Source organism: Kouleothrix sp., from assembly GCF_046328425.1.
Lineage (GTDB): Bacteria > Chloroflexota > Chloroflexia > Chloroflexales > Roseiflexaceae > Kouleothrix.
This window is the reverse complement of sequence record NZ_JAXLWP010000023.1, coordinates 25,626-44,988: the sequence shown is the minus strand read 5'-3', so window position 1 is coordinate 44,988 and position 19,363 is coordinate 25,626. Positions and strand designations below refer to the sequence as shown.

The 19,363-nt window shown below is 69.7% G+C and carries 16 protein-coding genes; 4 read left to right on the top strand and 12 right to left on the bottom strand.

Going from position 1 to position 19,363, the window contains the following annotated elements; genetic code table 11:
• Positions 1–100 precede the first annotated feature (100 nt).
• The gene (locus U0177_RS20250; RefSeq protein ID WP_409572481.1) at positions 101–2,152 is read right to left on the bottom strand and encodes a hypothetical protein; all 2,052 of its coding nucleotides are present in this window, start codon (positions 2,150–2,152) and stop codon (positions 101–103) included.
• A 120-nt stretch (positions 2,153–2,272) separates the two neighbouring features.
• Here U0177_RS20250 and U0177_RS20245 point away from each other — a divergent pair, with 120 nt between their 5' ends.
• The gene (locus U0177_RS20245; protein WP_409572480.1) at positions 2,273–4,930 is read left to right on the top strand and encodes a CHAT domain-containing protein; all 2,658 of its coding nucleotides are present in this window, start codon (positions 2,273–2,275) and stop codon (positions 4,928–4,930) included.
• 16 nt (positions 4,931–4,946) lie between these two features.
• Here the strand turns inward: U0177_RS20245 and U0177_RS20240 are convergent, their stop codons facing one another.
• From U0177_RS20240 to U0177_RS20210, 7 genes are all read right to left on the bottom strand, one after another.
• Complete coding sequence (locus U0177_RS20240; RefSeq protein ID WP_409572479.1) at positions 4,947–5,822, bottom strand: ROK family protein; 876 nt, start codon at positions 5,820–5,822, stop codon at positions 4,947–4,949.
• A gap of 54 nt (positions 5,823–5,876) precedes the next feature.
• Positions 5,877–8,045, bottom strand: a complete 2,169-nt coding sequence (locus U0177_RS20235) for a DPP IV N-terminal domain-containing protein (protein ID WP_409572478.1) — start codon at positions 8,043–8,045, stop codon at positions 5,877–5,879.
• A 38-nt stretch (positions 8,046–8,083) separates the two neighbouring features.
• The gene (locus U0177_RS20230; RefSeq protein WP_409572477.1) at positions 8,084–9,526 is read right to left on the bottom strand and encodes an RNB domain-containing ribonuclease; all 1,443 of its coding nucleotides are present in this window, start codon (positions 9,524–9,526) and stop codon (positions 8,084–8,086) included.
• A 78-nt stretch (positions 9,527–9,604) separates the two neighbouring features.
• Complete coding sequence (locus U0177_RS20225; protein WP_409572476.1) at positions 9,605–10,510, bottom strand: D-hexose-6-phosphate mutarotase; 906 nt, start codon at positions 10,508–10,510, stop codon at positions 9,605–9,607.
• On the bottom strand, positions 10,507–11,238 hold the full coding sequence (locus U0177_RS20220) for a DUF72 domain-containing protein (protein WP_409572475.1): 732 nt from the start codon (positions 11,236–11,238) through the stop codon (positions 10,507–10,509). Before U0177_RS20220 ends, U0177_RS20225 begins: the two co-directional genes overlap by 4 nt.
• Positions 11,239–11,240: 2 nt before the next feature.
• Positions 11,241–11,576 (bottom strand): FKBP-type peptidyl-prolyl cis-trans isomerase, encoded by a 336-nt coding sequence (locus U0177_RS20215; RefSeq protein ID WP_409572474.1) that lies wholly within the window; start codon positions 11,574–11,576, stop codon positions 11,241–11,243.
• 60 nt (positions 11,577–11,636) lie between these two features.
• Entirely contained in the window at positions 11,637–12,503 is an 867-nt protein-coding gene (locus tag U0177_RS20210; RefSeq protein ID WP_409572473.1) for an LLM class F420-dependent oxidoreductase, read from the bottom strand.
• A gap of 69 nt (positions 12,504–12,572) precedes the next feature.
• Here U0177_RS20210 and U0177_RS20205 point away from each other — a divergent pair, with 69 nt between their 5' ends.
• From U0177_RS20205 to U0177_RS20195, 3 genes are all read left to right on the top strand, one after another.
• The gene (locus U0177_RS20205) at positions 12,573–13,004 is read left to right on the top strand and encodes an EamA family transporter (protein WP_409572472.1); all 432 of its coding nucleotides are present in this window, start codon (positions 12,573–12,575) and stop codon (positions 13,002–13,004) included.
• 293 nt (positions 13,005–13,297) lie between these two features.
• Positions 13,298–13,954: a ThuA domain-containing protein gene (locus U0177_RS20200; RefSeq protein WP_409572471.1), complete on the top strand. Its 657-nt coding sequence runs from the start codon at positions 13,298–13,300 to the stop codon at positions 13,952–13,954.
• A 117-nt stretch (positions 13,955–14,071) separates the two neighbouring features.
• Positions 14,072–15,076: an aldo/keto reductase gene (locus U0177_RS20195; RefSeq protein ID WP_409572470.1), complete on the top strand. Its 1,005-nt coding sequence runs from the start codon at positions 14,072–14,074 to the stop codon at positions 15,074–15,076.
• Between the two features lie 156 nt (positions 15,077–15,232).
• Here the strand turns inward: U0177_RS20195 and U0177_RS20190 are convergent, their stop codons facing one another.
• The 4 genes from U0177_RS20190 to coxB all read right to left on the bottom strand — a co-directional run bounded on the left by U0177_RS20190 (position 15,233) and on the right by coxB (position 19,361).
• On the bottom strand, positions 15,233–15,562 hold the full coding sequence (locus tag U0177_RS20190) for a cytochrome C oxidase subunit IV family protein (protein WP_409572469.1): 330 nt from the start codon (positions 15,560–15,562) through the stop codon (positions 15,233–15,235).
• A gap of 258 nt (positions 15,563–15,820) precedes the next feature.
• Positions 15,821–16,465 carry a cytochrome c oxidase subunit 3 gene (locus U0177_RS20185; protein ID WP_409572468.1) on the bottom strand — a complete coding sequence of 215 codons (645 nt, stop codon included), beginning with the start codon at positions 16,463–16,465 and terminating at the stop codon, positions 15,821–15,823.
• On the bottom strand, positions 16,458–18,101 hold the full coding sequence (gene ctaD / locus U0177_RS20180; RefSeq protein ID WP_409572467.1) for a cytochrome c oxidase subunit I: 1,644 nt from the start codon (positions 18,099–18,101) through the stop codon (positions 16,458–16,460). The genes U0177_RS20185 and ctaD overlap by 8 nt, the downstream gene beginning before the upstream one ends.
• Before the next feature lie 228 nt (positions 18,102–18,329).
• A complete protein-coding gene (gene coxB / locus U0177_RS20175) occupies positions 18,330–19,361 on the bottom strand; it encodes a cytochrome c oxidase subunit II (protein ID WP_409572466.1) in 1,032 nt (343 codons plus the stop codon).
• Between the last annotated feature and the right edge of the window lie 2 nt (positions 19,362–19,363).

Sequence of the window (19,363 nt, the reverse complement as noted above, 5' to 3'; positions counted from 1 at the left end):
CGCGCGATCGCCTTTCAAATGTCTCGAAACCATCGGACACTTTATTAGAGGCGATCGCGCGAAATTTGTTCACTGCCGCAGCTGTGTGGTATGCTTGCGGCTACGGCGTTTCAGCCGGGATCCAGCAGGCCTTGTAGTATTCGACGCGCACATCGGCGGCGGTAGGATCGAGCAGCGCGCCGGCGCTGGCACCGTCGAGCGGGATGACCACAAACGGGTAGCCGGGCGGGATGTAGGTTGGCAGCGCTACCCACGCGCCCGCCTGCCAGCGGCAGATCCGCAGCGCGCCCGTCATGGCTTCGCGCTCGTCGTCCAGCAGAAACAATGGGTCGGTGTAGAGCACCAGCGTCGGGCTCAGCTCGGCCGGCAGCGCGGCGTTGCTGGCGATGCCGAAGGCGTAGCCGCGCTCGCGCCCGCCGCCGGGCGCACCTGCCAGGCCGCGCGCCAGCGTCGTGACGACCTTGACCTGGCCGTATGCCTCGTTGGGCGGGCCGTCGTTCTTGAAAAACAGCATGGCGCCGCCGTCCGACGATCCGGCGGTGATCGGGTTAGCCGGCGAGGGTGTATGCGTCTGCGGCCCGCCGCCCTGCGAGAACGGGCTGATCAGGTATTTTCCACCTGGCCAGCGCAGCAGCACGTGGCCGTCGAGCGTCTTCACTGCGGTAAACTGGCTGAGCCAGCCGGGCTGGCCGGCGGCCGGCGCGACTGGCACGGCGGCGGCGCCAAGCGGGAACAGCGCGGCCTGGGCGGGCGGGTCGGCCGCGCCGCTCAGCCGCAGCGCGACGCTGGCCATGCGGCCGCGCGCGTCGGCGGCGCCTGGCAGCACATCGATCGTCGGGATGGCTGCGGGCGTGGCGTCGGCCAGCTCGGCCAGCTGGCCGGCCGCGTCGAGCGTGGCGCTCAGCACCAGCGGCTGGCGGTCGCGCGTCTCGGCGACGAGCACTACAGTATCGCCAGGCGCGGCGCCCAGCAGCCGAAATGGCGCGTCGGCGGTGCGGGCCTCGAGCGTGCCCTGGGCAATCAACTGGCCGTCGCCGGCGCCCTTGAGCAGGTACAGCCAGCAGTGCTCGAGCCGGGTGGCGTCCGGCAGGCGGCCATACAGCGCGGGCGCGGCGGAGCGCGCTGGGAAGAACAGCGCTTCCGGCGAGCCGTCCAGCCCTTCCTGGCGCCGAAAGCGCGGCAGCGGCAGCGGCAGCTGGCGCGGCCCGACGTGCGGGCCGGTATCGGCGCGCATGCGCGGGTACAGCGCGGCCACGTCGTCGCGCTGCTGCTGTAGCAGCTCGCTAGCGCCCTCGGGCGCAGCCATGATCGACTCGCTGATGATGCCGACGCGCGGCATCACAACCGTGCGCAACGCCGGCCGGAACAGCGTGCCGTCGGCGCCGGGGAGCGCCTGGCCAGCCAGCGCGAGCTGGCGCGTCTCGAGGTAGGCGTCGCGCAGCTTCAGCGCGTAGTGGCCCCACTCGTGCACGATCGTGCGGTAGCCCTCGGGCTCTTCCCAGGCGATCGCGTCGCGCCGCCGGTCGCTCCAGAGGCCGCGGCCAAGGCGGATGGGCATGTACTTCTCGTCGTCGGGGTAGCGCACATCGGAGTGCAGGCCGCCGACCCAGCTGCGCGGCAGCAGCCGGTTCGAGGCCATGATCTGAATGTCGGCGCTGTCGAGGAACTCGGGGCCGCCGAACACAACCTGGCCAAACGCCATCCAGCCGTTCGTGGCGTCGAACAGCAGGTCGGAGGCGCGGCGGAACGCCCATTCGAGCGCCTGGAGGTAGGGCTCGTCGGGCTGCCACTCGAGCGCCACCAGCACATTGAACAGGTAGAGGTACTCCTGGAACACGCTGTCGCCGCCGGGCGGCGCGCCGGAAGGCCGGTCGCCGCCGGGGTTGGGGGCGTGAACCTTGTAGCAGCGGTAGGCCCAGTCCAGCTCCGGCCCAAACGGGTCGGCCGCGTGCACGGCCAGCGTCCTGGCCGACGGAATACCGCGGCGCTGGCGCGCCACCCTGGCGACATCGGCGCGCTCGCCTGGGGCGTCGAACTCGAGCTGCACGAACGGCGCCTCGGAGTGCAGCGGCTGCTCGGCGGCCACACTCTCGCGCGCCGCAGCGGCTGCCTGGGGCGGGTTGAACGTCATCGTCGCGATGGTTTGAGCCATTGGCATCCTCCCTGGCCAGGGCCAGCAGGGCGGCCGCACCGCCCCCGGGCCTCAGCCGTGTAGCGTATAGCGGTAACACCTGGGGATCGATCACCGACTTGAAGCAGAAAGGCCGATCGAGTGACCGGCAGCTCGTTTAGCGCAGGCGCGCGCCTCCTTTCCCTCTGCGCACTGCTGCGCTGGTTTGATCACGACCTGCTGGTGGCGCTCGCCGAGTGTGGGGAAGACGAGGTGAGGACGCTGCTGGCGAGTGACATGGTGCTGGCGGCCGATGACCCGCCCGGCAGCTTCCGGCTGCGCGACGAAGCGCGCGCCGAGTGGCTGGGGCGGCTGCGCAACGAATGGCCGCTTACACAATTAACGTGGCAGACGCTGATTTTCGGACATTTCACGCGGGCAATCGGCAGATCGGCCTCGGAGGCAGCGCGCGCGCGCGCCGAGGCCGACAGCTTCGCGCACCTTGGCGAGCTGTTTCTGCTGCTGGCGGCCCGCCGCGAGTGGCAGATCCTGGCGCAGCACCTGGCGGCGGCGCGCGCCGCCGGCCCGCGCCTGGCGCGCCACCAGCAGCTGCTCGACTTCTACGATGGCGTTGTGGCGGTGCGCACGCAGGCATACGCGCGCGGCGAGGCCACGCTCGGCGCCCTGCTCGAGCAGCCCGGCCTGGACGACGACGTGCGCCTGCAGGCGCTCAACGCGCTTGGCCAGGCTGGCTGGTTTCAGAGCCGCTACGACCGCGCGCTGGAATATTACCGGCAGGTGCACGGCCTGGCCCAGGCGCTCGGCAACACGGCATACCAGGGCCACGCGCTGCTGAACATGAGCATGGTGCACGCCGAGCTTGGCTACTACCGCCAGGCGCTCGAGGCCAGCACCCGCAGCCTGGCGATCTTCCGGGCGAGCGGCGACCAGGCCCGCGAGGCCCACGCGCTCTACGAAATGGGCAACAGCGCCATGCACGTCGGCAGCTGGCAGCAGGCGAACGAGCACTTCGAGCAGGCGCTGCAGCTGTACCTGAAGCTCGATATCAGCGCTGGGCTCTCGAACATCTACTGGAGCCAGGGGTTCCTGCACCAGATGCTCGGCGACGAGGCCGCCAGCGAGGCGGCCTACCGCCAGGCGCTCGCGATCGCCCAGTCGGCCGAGCACGGCGACCCGGCGGTGGCGCTCGACAGCTTCGCGCAGCTGGGCTTTCTGTTCCAGGCGCAGTCGCGCTGGGGCGAGGCGCTGGCGGCCTACGACCAGGCGATTGCGCTGGCCGGGCAGATCGGCAACCAGCACTGGCTCAGCCTCACGCGCTACCGGCGCGGCAGTATCCTCGAGCAGCAGGGCCGGCTTGGCGAGGCGTTCGAGCAGTATCGCGCGGCGGTCGAGGGCATCGAGCAGCTGCGCGCCGCCGCCCACGCCGAGGAGATCAAGCTGGGCCTGCTCGGCAGCGCGCAGCAGGTATACGAGGCGATCGTGCGGCTGTGCCTGCGGCTGGGCCACGCGGCCGAGGCATTCCATTATGTCGAGCGCGCGCGCTCGCGGGCGTTTCTCGACATGCTGGGGGCGCGCGGCGCGCCGGCAGGCGAGGCAGGCGCAACCGAGCTGTATCGCCGGGTCGATCAGCGCGTGGCGACGCTGGCCGAAGTGCAGGCGCAGCTGCCAGCCGGCGCGCTGCTGCTCGAGTACTTTACGATCGGCGTACTGCCGCGCGGCGACAGCCTGGTGAACAAGATCCCAAGCGCGAACGCGCGCCTGCGCGCGCTGATGGCCGCGCCGCCGCAGACACTGATCTTCGCAATCACGCGCGGCGACATGCGCGTGGCGTCGGCGCCGGGCGACCCGAACCGGCTGCGCCCGCTCGCGGGCGACCCTTCGCCGACGACGCGGCTGCTGCGGGCCGACCTGCTGCGCGGCCTGCGCGACGAGCTGCTCGCGCCGGTGGCCGGCCTGCTGGAAAACCGCCAGCTGGTGTACTGCATCCCGCACGGGCCGCTGCACTACGTACCTTTCGCCGCGCTGCTCGGCGCCGACGGCCCGGCGCTGGCGCTAGCGCCCTCGGCCACGATTCTGCTGCGCAGCTGCCTTGGCCAGCCGCGCGGGCGGGCCGGCGGGCGGCTGGCGCTGGGCTACAACGGCGGCGCGAGCGCCCGGCTGCGCTACGCCGAAGCCGAGGCGCGCCACATCGCGCGGCTCGCGGGCGGCCAGGCGCTGGCTGGCGGGCAGCCCAAGAGCGCCGATCTGCTGGCGGCCGGGCCGGACACGCAATGGCTGCACATCGCCGGGCACGCGGTCTACGACCCGCACGACCCGCTGGCCTCGGCGCTGCAGCTTGGCGAGGGCGAAACCCTCAGCGCGCGCGCGATCATAGCCCGGCTCACCCTCGGCGCCGACCTGGTGACGCTGAGCGCGTGCGCCAGCGGCGTGACGCACGTGGTGCCCGGCGACGAGCTGCTGGGGCTGCAGCGCGCCTTTCTGTACGCCGGGGCGCCAGCGGTGGTGTGCGCGCAGTGGGAGGCGGCCGATCTGGTGACGCTGCTGCTGATGGATCGGTTCTACGCCGGGCTGCTGGCGGGGCAGGCGCCCGCAGCGGCGCTGCGCGATGCACAGGCGGCGCTGCGCGCCACCACCGGGCGCGGGCTGCAGGCCACACTCGACCGCTGGCGCGCCCAGCAGCCGGCGCTGGCGGCCGAGCTGGCAGGCCTGCCCGACGTTCCCGCAGAGCTGTACGACCAGCAGCTCTACGCCGACCCGATCCACTGGGCGGCGTTTGTGCTGATCGGCCGGGCGGATTAATACCAACTCCGTTTGATTACTTGTGTTTTCTTGTGCGGCGCGCCAGGGTAACCGCGCCGAGCAGCGCGGTGTCGTAGCCGAGCTGGCTGAGGCGCACCTCGGGGTGCGGCACCAGCTTCAGGCGCTCGGCCATCACGCGGCGGGCCGCGCCGATCAGCCGCTCGCCGCCGCCGACCGCCACGCCGCCGCCCAGGACGATCATGTCCGGCAGGTAGATCGCGGCGAGGTTGCGCAGCCCCTGGCCGAGGTTATAGGCCACCTCGTCCCACTCGGCATCGCCAAGCTGCTCGGCCGGCTTGCCGTAGACGCGCCGGATGCCATTGCCCGAGATCAGCGCTTCGAGGCAGTCGGGCGCGCCACACTCGCAGGCCACGCGCTCGGGGTGCGGCGCGCGGAATGGGATCGACTGGTGGCCAACTTCGGGGTGCGCGCCGCGCATACCGTGGTAGATCGCGCCGTCGACAAGAAAGCCGCCGCCCATGCCAGTGCTGAGCGTGATATACAGAAAGCGCGGCACGTCGAGCCGCCCGAGGGTGTACTCGCCCAGCGCCGCTACGTTGGTGTCGACATCGACGGCGAACGGGCAAGCCCAGCGCGCCTCGAGCAGCTGCTTCAGCGGCACCTCGCGCCAATCCGGCTGGTGCAGCGGCGAGACGACGCCGCTGGCGGCATCGAGCGGGCCGCCAATCGCCGCGCCGATCCCAGCGATCGGCTGGCCCTGCGCCACCGTGGCGATCAGCTGGTTCAGCAGCGCGAGCCCTTCGCCCAGGCGGGCCGGCGTCGGGGCGCGCGTGCGTCGCAGGATCTGCCCATCCTGGCCGGCCGCCGCCACCATCAGCTTGGTGCCGCCAATGTCGAGGCCCACAAACAGCGCAGTGGATGTACCGGCCATCGCACGCCTCCGAGCGCGGCGCCCGGCCTCGGGCGCTGGCGCGCCCGGCGAGGCTCACAGATACTGCAGGAAATACTCGACGATCCGCTCTTCCATGTAGATCCGGTCGGCCAGGGCGCGCGGCGAGTGGCGCTCGTCGGGAAACAGCAGCAGGTCGTAGGGCTTGCGCGCGCGCACGAGCGCGCCGATCAGCCGCGCGGTGTGGCGGAAGTGCACGTTTTCGTCGATCAGGCCGTGCACCAGCATGAGCTTGCCGCGAATATTGCCGACATGGTGCATCACGCTGCTGGCGGCATACCCTGCGGGGTTGTGCTGCGGCGTGCCCATGTAGCGCTCGGTGTAGTGCGTATCGTAGCCATCCCAGTGCGTCACCGGCGCGCCGGCCACAGCCAGCTTGAACGTCTCGGGCGCGCGCGCCAAGCACATGCAGGCCATATAGCCGCCGTAGCTCCAGCCATACACGCCCACGCGCGCCGGGTCGGCCAGGCCCTGCGCCACCAGCCACGCCACGCCGTCGGCCTGGTCGCGCACTTCGACGTCGCCCATATGGTGCCTGATCGCGCCCTCGAAGGCCAGGCCGCGCCTGGCGCTGCCGCGATTGTCGAGCACGAACACCAGGAAGCCGAGGCTGCGCAGGTACTGCGCGCGCATATTGGCCGTCAGCGGCCAGCTGTTCGCCACCAGCTGTACGTGCGGCCCGCCGTACACATATACGATCGTCGGGAATGGGCCGGCGCCAAAGCGCGCATCTGGGCGAAACAGCGCACCGTGCAACGGCACGCCGTCGCGGCTGGCGAGCGTCACCAGCTCGGGCGGCGCCAGGTTCAGCGCGTCGACGCGCGGGTCGCGCTCGTCGAAGATCGTCGCGATCAGCGCGCCGTCGTCGAGCGATCGCAGCGCCACCGTCGGCGGCGCGTCGAGCGCGTCGTGGGTATCGACAAACCGGCGCAGCGCGTTGTCGAGCACCACCTGGTGGCGGCCGGGCGCCTGGGTAATGCGGCGCGGCTCGCCGCCGGCCAGCGGCGCCACGTACAGATGCGTCTCGGTCGGGCCGTCGCGGGTGCCGGTGAAGTACACCAGGCCGCGCGCCTCGTCGACGCCGGCCAGGCTTGTCACCATCCAGTCGCCACTCGTCAGCTGGCGCGTCAGGCGCCCATCGGCGGCGCAGAGGTACAGGTGCTGGAAGCCGCTGCGCTCGGAGGCCCACACAAAGCCGCCATCCTTCAGCGGCTTGAGCATATCGTGAAGGTTGACCCACACGTCGCTGGTTTCGCGCAGCAGGTCGCGCCGCTCGCCCGAGTCCGGGTCGAACTGCGCGAGGTCGAGCTGCGACTGGGCGCGGTTCTGGATCTGCGCGCTCAGGCTGCCGTCGCGGAACCACCTCACCCGCGCGAGGTAGATATCGTCGTCGCCGCCAAGATCCATCCACACCGGCTCGGCGCCCGCGCCGGACACCGGCACCACGCCGAGGCGCACGCGCGCGTTGGGCTGGCCGGCGAACGGGTAGCGGTGGTCTTCCTGCGCGCCCTGGCCTACCGCGTCGCTGCCCTGGTGCACGATCCGGTACACCGGGATGTGCGTCTCGTCGACCTGCTCAAACGCGATCGAGCGGCTGTCGGGCGACCACCAGAAGCCCATAGAGCGGTGCATCTCTTCCTGAGCCGCATACTCGGCCAGGCCGTTGGTCTTGCCGGTGCCGCGCGCGTCGTGGGTCAGCTGGCGCGGCGCGGCGCTGCCGTCGGCGGGCACCACGTACAGCTCGGAGTCCTGCACATACGCCACCAGCGCGCCGTCGGGCGAGAGCACCGGCGAGATCGCGGGCGCGCCGCCGCCGGCCACCAGCAGGCGCAGCTGTGCGCCTGGGCCGTCCTGCACGTAGATGTCGCCGCGCAGCGGCACGAGGATGCGCTGGCCGTGCTGGGCCCAGCTGTAGCTGGTGACGCCGACCTCGAGCTGGCGGGCGCGCTCGCGGCGCAGCTTCTCTTCGAGCGAAAGATTCTGCTCGGTGGCGCCGCCGTCGGCCGGGGCCAGCAGCAGGCGCCGCTCGCCGGTGGCCGGGTCGAAGGCGTAGAGCTGGCGCGTCAGCGTGCGATCCGGGCTGAGCAAAAACGTGATCAGCGCGTCGTCGGGGCTAAAGTCGATCGCGCCGGGGATGGCCATGCCCGGCGTCGGGTAGCGCGGCACATCTTCAAGCGCGATGGTGGTCTGAGCGTCGGCTCGCATGAACCTGTCCTCCTGTAGCTGCGCAGCGCGCCTGGCGCCTATGCCCGCGCGAAATCGATAAAGCCGCGCGCGGCGTCGGTGCCGACAAGCCGCACGCGCACGTGGTCGCCCACGTCCATGCCCTCTTCGCCGCGCACCACGCGGCCCTCGACCGGCGGGCTCAGCAGGCGCACGTAGGTGCCCTTGGCCGCCGCGCCGGTCACGATCGCGTCGAACACGCCGCCCACCCGGTCGCGCATCAGCGCCACGGCGGCGTACTTGCGCATGCGCCGCTCGACCTTCTTGCCGGCTTTGTCGCGCTCGGTACAGTGGGCCGCCAGCGCGGCCAGCTCGTCGGGCGCATAGGGCGCGGGCGCGCTGGCCAGCAGCGCCTTGACCAGCCGCTGGATCACTACGTCGGCATAGCGGCGGTTGGGCGCGGTGGCGTGGGTGTAGTCGGCCACGGCAAGGCCGAAGTGGCCTGAGTGATCGGCGCCCGGCTCGACCAGCGCATACTCGCCCGAGCCGAGCAGCTTGACCACCGCCAGCGAGAGGTCGGGGAAGCGCTCGGGGTCGGCGCGCTGGCGCTCGGCCAGAAAGCGCGCCAGCGCGCGCGGGTCGGGCTCGGCGGGCAGGCGCGCGCCCAGCTCGGCGGCCAGCTCGGCAATGCGCGGCCAGCGCGCGGGCGTGCGCACGATCCGCTGGATCGACGGCCGGCCGGCGTCCTCGAGCAGGCGCGCCATCACGCCATTGGCGGCGATCATCAGGCTTTCGATCAGGTAGCGCGCGCGGTTCTTATGCAGCACACGCAGATCGACCACATCGCCGTCGTCGGCCACCACCCGCGCCTCGATTGTCTCGAAGTCGAGCGCGCCATTGCGCACGCGCAGCTCGTGCAGGCGCTCGGTGGCCTCGTCGTGCAGGCGCAGCTGCCCTTCGAGCCCCGGCAGCACTGCGACGCTATCGGGCAGCGCGCCGCCCTCAAGCCACGCGCCAACCGCCTCGTAGTCGAGCTTGGCGTGGTTGCGCACGATCGCCGGGTACACCGCGCTGGACTGAAGCGCGCCGTCCTCGGCCACCACAAGCTCGGCCACCACGGCCGGCCGGTCTTCGCCGGGCAGCAGCGAGCTCAGCCCGGCCGAGAGCTGGTCGGGCAGCATGGGGAACACGGCCACGCCGGTGTAGACCGAGGTGGCGTTCGCGGCGGCGTGGCGGTCGATCGGCGAGCCGGCCGGCACCAGCGCGTCGACATCGGCGATGCCCACCAGCACGCGAATGGCGCCGCCGGGCAGCTGCTCGGCAACCTCGATCTGGTCGAGGTCGCGCGAGTCGGGGTTGTCGATCGACGACCACAGCAGCGCGCGCAGGTCGCGCCGCGCCTCGCCAGGCGCGGGCCGCCATGGGGCGGTGCGCTGGGCCTGGGCCTCGGCCTCGGCCGGCAGGTCGGGCGCGAAGCCCTCTTCGTGCATCACGCGGCGTGCGATCGCGCGCAGGTTGGCCATTGGTGTTTCCTTGAGGTCGCTTTTTCCGGCTCTGGCAGAGAGGGCGAGCGCGATGAGCTATGCCCGCGCGCATCCCTTTCAGGCAGCCAGCGAGATCGCCAGGCTCAGGCGGTGCTCGCCGCCGGGCGCCACCTCGTACACATCATCCACGGCGTTGGTCGTCTCGACGCACACGAAATCGCGGAACTCGTCGTCGTCGCAGTCGGGCATGGCACGGGCCTTCTCGATCCACGGGTTCCACACCACTGTGGTGCGGCTATTGGCCTTCTCGACCAGCACGCGCCGGCCGAGCGCCGGGTCGTCGATCGTGCAGGCGGCGGCCGTGTCGAGGTAGATCCGGTCGGTCTCGCCGGCGATCGTCACCGCGCCGTCCTGGCGCAGGCGCGCGCCGCCGGCCACCTTGTCGATGTACTCGGCGCCCTCAAGGCCGCCGATCGCCACGCGCGCCACGTCGCCCACCTGGTAGTACGAATGCAGCGCGCCGCCGGCGGTGAATGGCGCGTCGCCGGTGTTGCGCCCGATCAGCTCAACGCTCAGGCGCGGCCCGACCGTCACGACGAGCTCGAGGTCGAAGGCATACGGCCAGATCGCGCGCGTCTCGTCGCTGTCGGCGATGCCCAGGCGCAGCTGCACGCTCTCGTCGGCGAGCACTGCCGAGCCGCGCGCCTGCCACATGCGCGCGCGCACAAAGCCATGGAACGGCTTGCTCGGGTCGGAGGGGTGCTGGGCGAACCAGGGCCAGCACACGGGGATGCCGCCGCGGATCGATCTGCCGGCCGCGTACGAGCTGGCCCGGCTGACCCACAGCACCGGCGCGGCGCCGTGCGGCTGGTAGCGCGCCACGTGCCCGCCCTGCACCGCGACAATCGCGCTGGCGTGGCGGTTCTCGATCGCGACCATCGGCAGCCCCTCGGGGCCGGCAGCAAACGACAGGTAGCCGGGGATCGCAAACTGTTCGTTGAGAAGTTGAAGATCGGTGCTCATTGCTTTCTCGTCTCTTCGACGCGCTCGATCAGCTCCAGCGCGTTGGTTGTGGCAGCGCCCTCCGCCGTATTGTCGAGCACGCACCAGGCCGGGGCGGCGGCGGCGCAGAGCTGCTCGGCCAGGCGCGCCAGCGCCGCCGGCGGGTAGGCCGACGCATACATCTGGGGCGAGCCGTGCCAGCGGTAGTACACCAGGCCAGGCCAGCCGCCGGGCTCGCCGGCCCCTGCGGCGGGCGCCGGGTCGGCTGCGACGCGCGCCACGCGCCACTCGGCCAGCAGCCGCTCGGCCGGCGCGGCGAACCAGCTGGCGTGGCGCGGCTCGCACACCACGTCGCCGCCGAAGCGCTGGCGTAGCGCGCCGAAGAACTCGGCCGCTCGCCCGGCGTCGAAGCGCAGGCTCGGCGGCAGCTGCACCAGCAGCGGGCCGAGCTTCGCGCCCAGCGCGCCGGCCTCGCTAAGAAAACGCTCCAGCGGCGCGGCAGGTTCGGCCAGGCGGCGCGTGTGCGTCAGCTCGCGCGGCACCTTCACGGCAAAGCGAAAGCCGGCGGGCGTGGCGGCAGCCCAGCGCGCATAGGTGGCGGGCATATGCGGCCGGTAGAACGACGAGTTGATCTCGACCATGGCGAAGCGCTGAGCGTAGCGCTCGAGCTGGCTGCCGCCTGGCGGGAACAGCGCCGCGTGCCGAGTGTGGAAGCCCCAGCCGGCGCAGCCGATCAGCACCGGGTGCATGCCTAGGCGTTGATGCCCAGCAGCTCGACCTCGAAGATCAAGGTGGCGTTGGGCGGGATCACGCCGCCGGCGCCGCGCGCGCCGTAGCCAAGCTCGGGCGGGATGGTCAGCCGCACGGTGTCGCCGACGCGCATCTTGGCCACGCCCTCGTCCCAGCCCTTGATCACCTGGCCGCGGCCGAGCGTAAACACAAACGGCTGCCCGCGGTCGCGCGAGCTATCGAACTTCTTGCCGTTGGTCAGCCAGCCCGTATAGTGCACCGACACGCGGTCGCCAGCTTTGGGCGCCGCGCCCTGGCCGGCGCTGAGTGTCTCGATCTGCAGGCCCGAGCTCGTCATGATCGTATGCTCCTTGTCGTGCGGCAGGCGGGTGCGCCGCCGCCGCATGCTACCGCGAATTCACCGCACCCCGAGCGCGGCGGCAGCGCGCCCGATTGCGTCGATATGCGCCTGGGGCGATTTCAGCCCGGCGCCCATGGTGTTGACGCTGATATGTGTCGCGCCGAGCGCGCGCCAGCTCTCGGCGAACCCGGCCCAGCCGGCCTCGGGCACCTGGCCGATGCTCAGGCGTGCCTCGATGCCCAGCGCGGCCGGGTCGCGGCCGGCGGCGGCCGCAGCCGCGCGGAAGCGCGCGACCATAGCGCGGGCCTGGTCGTCGGGGGCGCGCTGCGGGAACCAGCCATCGCCGAGGCGGCCGGCGCGATCGAGCGCGGCGTCGGCGCTGGCGCCGATCCACAGCGGGATGGGGCGCGGCGGCAGCGGGTTGATGCCAGCATCGTCGATCGTATGCCAGCGGCCCGCGAAGCGCACCACCGGCTCGGCCCACAGCGCGCGCAGCACGTCGATCTGCTCTTCCAGGCGCGCGCCGCGGTTGCTGAAGCTTTCGCCGAGCGCCTGGTACTCGACCGGGTTCCAGCCGATGCCGACGCCCAGCCGCAGCCGCCCGCCGCTGAGCACGCTCAGCGCGGCGGCCTGCTTGGCCACCAGCGCCGTCTGGCGCTGCGGCAGAATAATCACGCCCGGCACAAACTCGAGCGCGCGGGTGAGCCCGGCCAGAAAGGCGAATAGCACGAACGGCTCGTGAAACGGCGTGGCGCTGTTATACGGGCCGCGCCAGTCGGGGCGGTTGGCCAGGCCGGCGCCCAGCACGTGATCATACGCTAGAATATGGCGGTAGCCTAACGCCTCGGCCGCCTGGGCGTACTCGCGGATGGCGCCCGGATCGGAGCCGATCTCGGTCTGGGGAAACACAACGCCAACCTGCATAGGGTCTCCTCTCTACTCGCGGCGTTAGTATACGATCTCGGGAAGAAAAGTCAAGGAAAGGAAGACCGCATGCAACTCGGCACGCTGCCCTGGTGGGCCTTTGCGCTGCTCTCGGCGCTGTTTGCGGCGCTCACCACGATCTTCGCCAAGCTGGGTATCCAGGGTATCAGCTCGAACCTGGCCACCGCAGTTCGCACAGTCGTCATTTTGATCATTGCCTGGGCGATCGTGCTTGGCACCGGCGAGGCGCGCGGCCTGGCGGGCCTGGGCGGGCGCACCTGGCTGATGCTGGTGCTCTCGGGCGTGGCCACCGGGCTCTCGTGGCTGTGCTACTTCCGCGCGCTGCAGCTCGGCAGCGCTTCGGCGGTCGCGCCGATCGACAAGAGCAGCGTGGTGATGATCCTGGTGCTGTCGGTGATCTTTCTGGGCGAGCCGCTCAGCTGGAAGGCGGCGCTCGGCGCGGCGCTGGTGGCCGGCGGCACGATCGTGCTTATTCTGTGATACGCTCAAGCCCTGAGCCTGTTTGAGAAGAGGGTGCGCGAAGGGCAAGCCCCTCGCACTTCTCTTCTGGCGGGTGGCGGCCACGAATGTGGCCGCCACACAAGTATTGTCGGCTGTGAGGTGCGTTCGCCGCCGCGACCGCACCTCACAGCCAGATGTGCTCACCCGCTCCCCTGACAGGGGAGGGGGCAGGGGGAGGGGTCGACAGGCGTTGCACGAGCCCTGCCCGAACCCCCACCATAATCCAAGCGATCAGCCGGATTTGGTATGATATGTGGAGCAGGAGCAACGCTATGAATATACTGGTGCTGTGCGACGATCACTGGCACCCCGCGCGCACGCCGCGCGCCGGCCTGGCGCCGCTGGCCGCTGCCGGCTTCACCTTCGACTGGATCGAGCACGCCGGCGAGTGGTCGGCCGAGCGCATGGCCGCGTACCCTGCAGTGCTGTTCACCAAGGCGAACAATGTGTCGGCCGCCGACGACGCGCCCTGGATGGCGCCGGCGGTCGAGGCGGCGTTTCGCGCGTATGTGCGCGGCGGCGGCGGGCTGCTGGCGCTGCACTCGGGGCTGGCGGGCTACGCCGATACGCCGGTGCTGCGCGCGCTGCTTGGCAGCGTGTTTGCACACCACCCGCCGCAGTGCCCGGTGGCGGTCGCGCCGCGCGCGGGCCACCCGCTGGCCGCATTCGCCGCGCCGTTCACCCTGCGCGACGAGCACTACCACATGGCCATGGGCGGCGCCGGCGCCGACGTGTTTCTGACGACCAGCTCGGTGCATGGCGAGCAGCCGGGCGGCTGGGCGCGCGCCGAGGGCGCCGGCCGCGTGGTGGCGCTCACCCCCGGCCATAACCTCGAGGTGTGGCTGCACCCGGCCTACCAGGCGCTGGTCGGCGCGTGCCTGCGCTGGTGCGCCGGCCAGGCACCGCTGGGAGATACCGGCTCGGTTTGATCGCGCCTGTTCGCCAGGCGCAGCCAAAGCTGGTATAGCTCGTGCTGTGGCGTACGTGAGCAGAGCCGAGGGCAAAAACTTCCGCCGCGTAGCTCGTGATAGACAAAGGAGAACACGATGAGCCTCGAAAAACGCAAGCTGGGCACGCAGGGCCTTGAGGTTTCGGCGATTGGCCTGGGCTGCATGGGCATGAGCCAATCGTATGGCGCGCCCGAGGAGCGCGACGAGCGCGAGTCGATCGCGACCATCCACCGCGCGATCGAGCTGGGGTGTACGTTCCTCGACACCGCCGAGGCGTACGGCCCATTCACCAACGAGGAGCTGCTCGGCCGCGCGCTCAAGGGGCGGCGCGGCGAAGTGACCCTCGCCACGAAGTTTGGCTTCCGCATCGGCGAGAGGCCGCCCGGCAGCTCGGGCGTCGACAGCCGGCCCGAGCATATTCGCGAGGTGGTCGACGCGTCGCTGCGGCGCCTGCAGACCGACCACATCGACCTGCTGTACCAGCACCGCGTCGACCCGGCCGTGCCGATCGAGGAGGTGGCGGGTACGGTGGGCGAGCTTGTGCAGCAGGGCAAGGTGCGCTTTTTTGGCATGTCCGAGGCGGGCATCGCCAACATCCGGCGCGCCCATGCCGTGCACCCGGTTTCGGCGCTGCAGAGCGAGTTTTCGCTGTGGGAGCGCAACCTGGAGCCCGAGATCATCCCGCTGCTGCGCGAGCTTGGCATCGGCCTGGTGCCGTTTGCGCCGCTTGGCCGCGGCTTCCTGACCGGCGAGGTCAAGCGGGCCGAGGAGTACCCCGAGGGCGATTTCCGGCGCGGCGACCCGCGCTACCAGGGCGAGAACTTCGACGCGAACATGCGCGCGGCCGAGGTGGTGCACGAAGTCGCGCGGTCGGCCGGCGCGAAGCCGGGCCAGGTCGCGCTCGCCTGGCTGCTGCACAAAGGGCCGGATATTGTGCCCATCCCCGGCACCAAGCGCACCAGGTACCTGGAAGAAAATGTCGCAGCCGCCGCGCTGCAGCTCAGCGCGGCGCAAATGCGCGCGCTCGACGAGGCACTCGCGCCGGGGAAGGTCGCTGGGCCGCGCTACAACCCGGCCACCATGGTCATGGTCGACCGCTGATACTTATACGCTCTTCGCTTGCTCACGTATAGATTATGTTGCACTGCGTGGCTTCGCCACGCAGTGCAACACAAGCGGTACTTTCCTTTTGAACGTGTGCATTTTCCGCGCTGCGCGCGGAAAATGCACACGATAATCAAAAAGCACCGTCTGGCGCTAGCCCAGCGGCGCGGGCAGCAGCCCAAACCAGCCGCGGCTGACGTAGTCGGCCATGGTCAGGCCGACCATGATCGCCAGCCAGACAAAGCCGGCCGCCGCGAACACCCAGGCCAGCCGGCCGCTGAAGCGCACATGCATAAAGTAGAGGATGATCAGCAGCGCCTTGGCGGCGGCGATCGCCAGCGCGATTGCGCCGTTCAGCGGCCCAAGGTCGAGCTGCGCCGCCACTAGCGTCAGCGCCAGCAGCGCCAGCAGCGCGCCAAACACCAGCAGGTTGGCTTTGAGCGAGACGATATGCTTGCCGGCTGTAGCGGTTTGTTGCGCCATGGTGTTTTCCTTCTGTGGCAGGCTTCCATTCCTTGGCATTTCGGTTTCACCCTGGACGGGCGCGCTCGATACGTGCCCGTGCGCATTTGTTCGCGCGGGCCTTAGTACTTTGTTAACCAAGTTTCTTTGTCTATCAGTGTCATGGTGAGCGAAGCGAAACATCTCGCTGATTTGGCAGCGAGGGAGCGGAGCTTCGTTCAGCATGACAGCATTGCTCTCGGATCCAGCGAATGAAAAAGAAATTTGTTGGCAGACTATTTAGCCCACCAGGTACAGCACCGGGAACAGAAACACCCACACAATATCCACGAAGTGCCAGAACAGGCCCGCGACCTCGACCGGGGTGCTGTAGGCCGCCGAGAAGCGCCCGCGCCACGCAAGCAGCGCCACCACACCCACCCAGCCGATCGCGATCAGCATGTGCAGCGCGTGCAGGCCGGTCATGGCGAAGTAGAAGTCGAAGAACAGCTGGGCGCGGCGCGGGTCGGCGCCCTCGTAGGCGAAGCCAAAGCCCCTGAGCGGCACCAGGTGCTCCTGGAAGTCGAGGTAGTACTCGGTGGCCTTGATGCCGAGAAACCCCAGCCCGAGCAGCATAGTGGCCGCGAGCAGGCCCACCAGCCAGCCGCGCCGGCCCAGCGCTGCGGCGCGCACCGCCAGCGCCATGGTCAGGCTGCTGCACAGCAGCACCGCCGTGTTCAGCGCGCCGAGCGAGGCGTACAGGTGCCGGCTGGCCTCGCGAAACGCCTCGGCGTAGCTGTAGCGGTACACCGCGAAGGCCGCGAACAGCCCGCCGAGAAACATCACCTCGGTCGCCAGAAAGATCCACATGCCCAGGTAGCTCGACATGTGCTGCTGCTCGGCGTCGTCGAAGTGGTGCGCCACAAGCCCGCGTGTTTCAGACATACTCTTCCCCCTGCGGCGTGAATGCCTCCGGGTGCGCCGGGTCGTACTCGTAGGGCGGCTGCATCACGATCGGCGTGCGCGCGAAGTTATCCTTGCCCGGCGGCGAGCTCGTCTGCCACTCCAGGCCGGTCGCGCTCCAGGGGTTTGGCGGCGCCAGCTTGCCGTAGCGCAGCGACCAAATCAGGTAGGCCAGCGGCAGCAGGTAGCCAACCGCCAGGATCGTCGCGCCGGCGGTCGAGAGCACATTCCACACCTGAAACTCGGGCGCGTACTCGTGGTAGCGCCGCGGCATGCCCAGGTAGCCCAGGATGAACTGCGGGAAAAACGTCAGGTTGAAGCCCAGGAACAGCGTCAGCGCGGCGATCTTGCCCCACCACTCCGGGTACATGCGCCCGGTGATCTTCGGCCACCAGAAATGGATGCCGCCGAGGTAGGCCGAAACCATGCCGCCGACCATGATGTAGTGGAAGTGCGCGATCACAAAGTACGTGTCGGTCACGTGCACGTCTACCGGCAGCGCCGCCAGAAACAGCCCGGTGAGGCCGCCGATCGTGAACAGGCCGATGAAGCCGAGCGCGTACAGCATCGGCGTGCTGAAGAAGATCGCGCCGCGAAACATGGTGCCGAGCCAGCTGAACACCTTGATCGCCGAGGGGATGGCCACCAGGTAGCTCAGCAGCGAAAACGTCATGGCCGCGTAGATCGACATTCCGCCGACGAAGATATGGTGGCCCCACACCAGAAAGCCGATCACCGCGATCGCCAGGCTCGAGATCGCGATCAGGCCGTAGCTGAACGGCCGGCTGCGCGAGAAGCAGGTGATCAGCTCGCTCACCACGCCCATGCCCGGCAGGATCATGATGTACACCGCCGGGTGCGAGTAGAACCAGAACAGGTGCTCGAACAGCACCGGGTCGCCGCCCAACGCCGGGTCGAACACGCCAATGCCGAACGCGCGCTCGAGCAGCACCAGCGTGAGCGTGATCGCCAGCACCGGCGTGGCCAGCACCATGATGATACTGGTGGCGTAGATCGACCAGACAAACAGCGGCAGGCGGAACCATGTCATGCCCGGCGCGCGCATGGTGTGCACGGTGACCATGAAGTTCAGGCCGGTGAAGATCGACGAGAAGCCGACAATGCCGATGCCCAGGATCATGGTGACGACATAGGTGTTCGAGTAGCTCGTGCTGTAGGGCGTGTAGAATGTCCAGCCGGTGTCGACGCCGCCGAGCAGCATGGCGGCGATGCCAAACAGGCTGCCGGCCACAAACACATACCAGCTTGCCAGGTTCAGGCGCGGGAAGGCCAGGTCGCGCGCGCCAATCATCAGCGGCACAAGGAAGTTGCCCAGCACGGTGGGGATCGACGGCACCAGGAAGAACCAGACCATCACAATGCCGTGGATCGTAAACAGCTTGTTGTACGTCTCGGCGCTCACCAGGTCGCCCTGCGGGGTCGCCAGCTCGGCGCGCATCAGCGCGGCCGCCGCGCCGCCAAGAAAGAAGAACAGCGTGATCGAGAGCATATACAGGATCGCGATCCGCTTGTGGTCGGTGGTCAGCAGCCACGAGCGCGCGGCGTAGCTGGCGTTCAGGTAGTTGCGGGGCGCTCGGCCGGCGGCGGTGGCGCTCATGGGCGTTCCTTTCGGCTTATCATACCTAATTCGGCGGCACTCTTCTCCGTATCGTGTGCGATTTTCCGCGCTCCGCGCGGAAAATCGCACACAGAAGCTGCCGCAGGCTCAATCTCGTACCTTTTAAGCAGCCGAGTCACGCAAGTGCGTAACTCCTCCAGTGATCAAGCGAAAAGCGTATCAAATACGGCCGACGCAGTGAAAATCGGCCCACGAACTCCCACTGCCCTACCCGCCGCCAGGGCTTGCCGGCTGGGGCGCAGCGGTGCCATTTGGCGACTGCTGCGTGTCGGGGTTTTGCGGGGCGGCCTGGCCGCCGCCCAGCGAGCGGATGTAGGCGATCAGCTGGAGGATCTGCTGCTCGCTTACCTGGCCCCGAAAGCTCGGCATGATCGGCTGGTAGCCGGCGACGATCTGGCTCTGCGGCAGCAGGATCGAGTTGCGCACGTAGCCCTCGTCGGCGGTGGCGGTCGAGCCGTCGGCGAGCTTCACCTGGTTGCCGAACACGCCCACCAGCGACGGCCCCGCGCCGCTGCCGTCCATGCGGTGGCAGCCGCTGCAGCCCAGGCCGGTGAACAGCCGCTCGCCTTCGGCGGCCATGGTCTCGGGCTGCTGCTGCTGCTGGGTGCCCGGCGCGCCGCCGCCGAGCCAGGCCTGGAAATCGGCCGGCGCCATGGCGATCACCACGCCGCCCATCACGGCGTGGTTGGTGCCGCAGTACTCGGCGCAGTTCAGCGCGTAGCTGCCCGGCTTGGTGGCCTGAAACCAGATCGTCGTATAGCGGCCCGGCAGCACGTCCTGCTTGATCCGGAACGCCGGCACGTAGAAGCTGTGGATCACGTCCTGCGAGGTCATCAGCAGCTTGATCGGCTGGCCCACCGGCACGTGGAGCTGGTTGATCTCGCTCTGGCCCTCGGGGTGCTGGATCTTCCACATCCACTGCTGCCCGACAACATACAGCTCCACCGCGTCGGCGGGCGGTCGCTCGATGCGGAAGTACACCACCGCCGACCACGCGAACATGCCCAGCGACAGCACCAGCATCAGGCCGATCAGCGGCAGCTCGATCTTCAGCCCCGAAATGGCGCCGCGCCCGCGCACCGCGCTGGTGCCGTGCCAGTAGCGCGCGCCAAACACGATCATCATGCCGAACACCGCCAGCGTGAACAGGCCGGCGATGCCCAGCAGCGCGAAGTAGACCTGGTCGACCTGCTGAGCCGACGTCGAGGCCTGGTCGGGAAAGATCGGAATGCCATCCATGC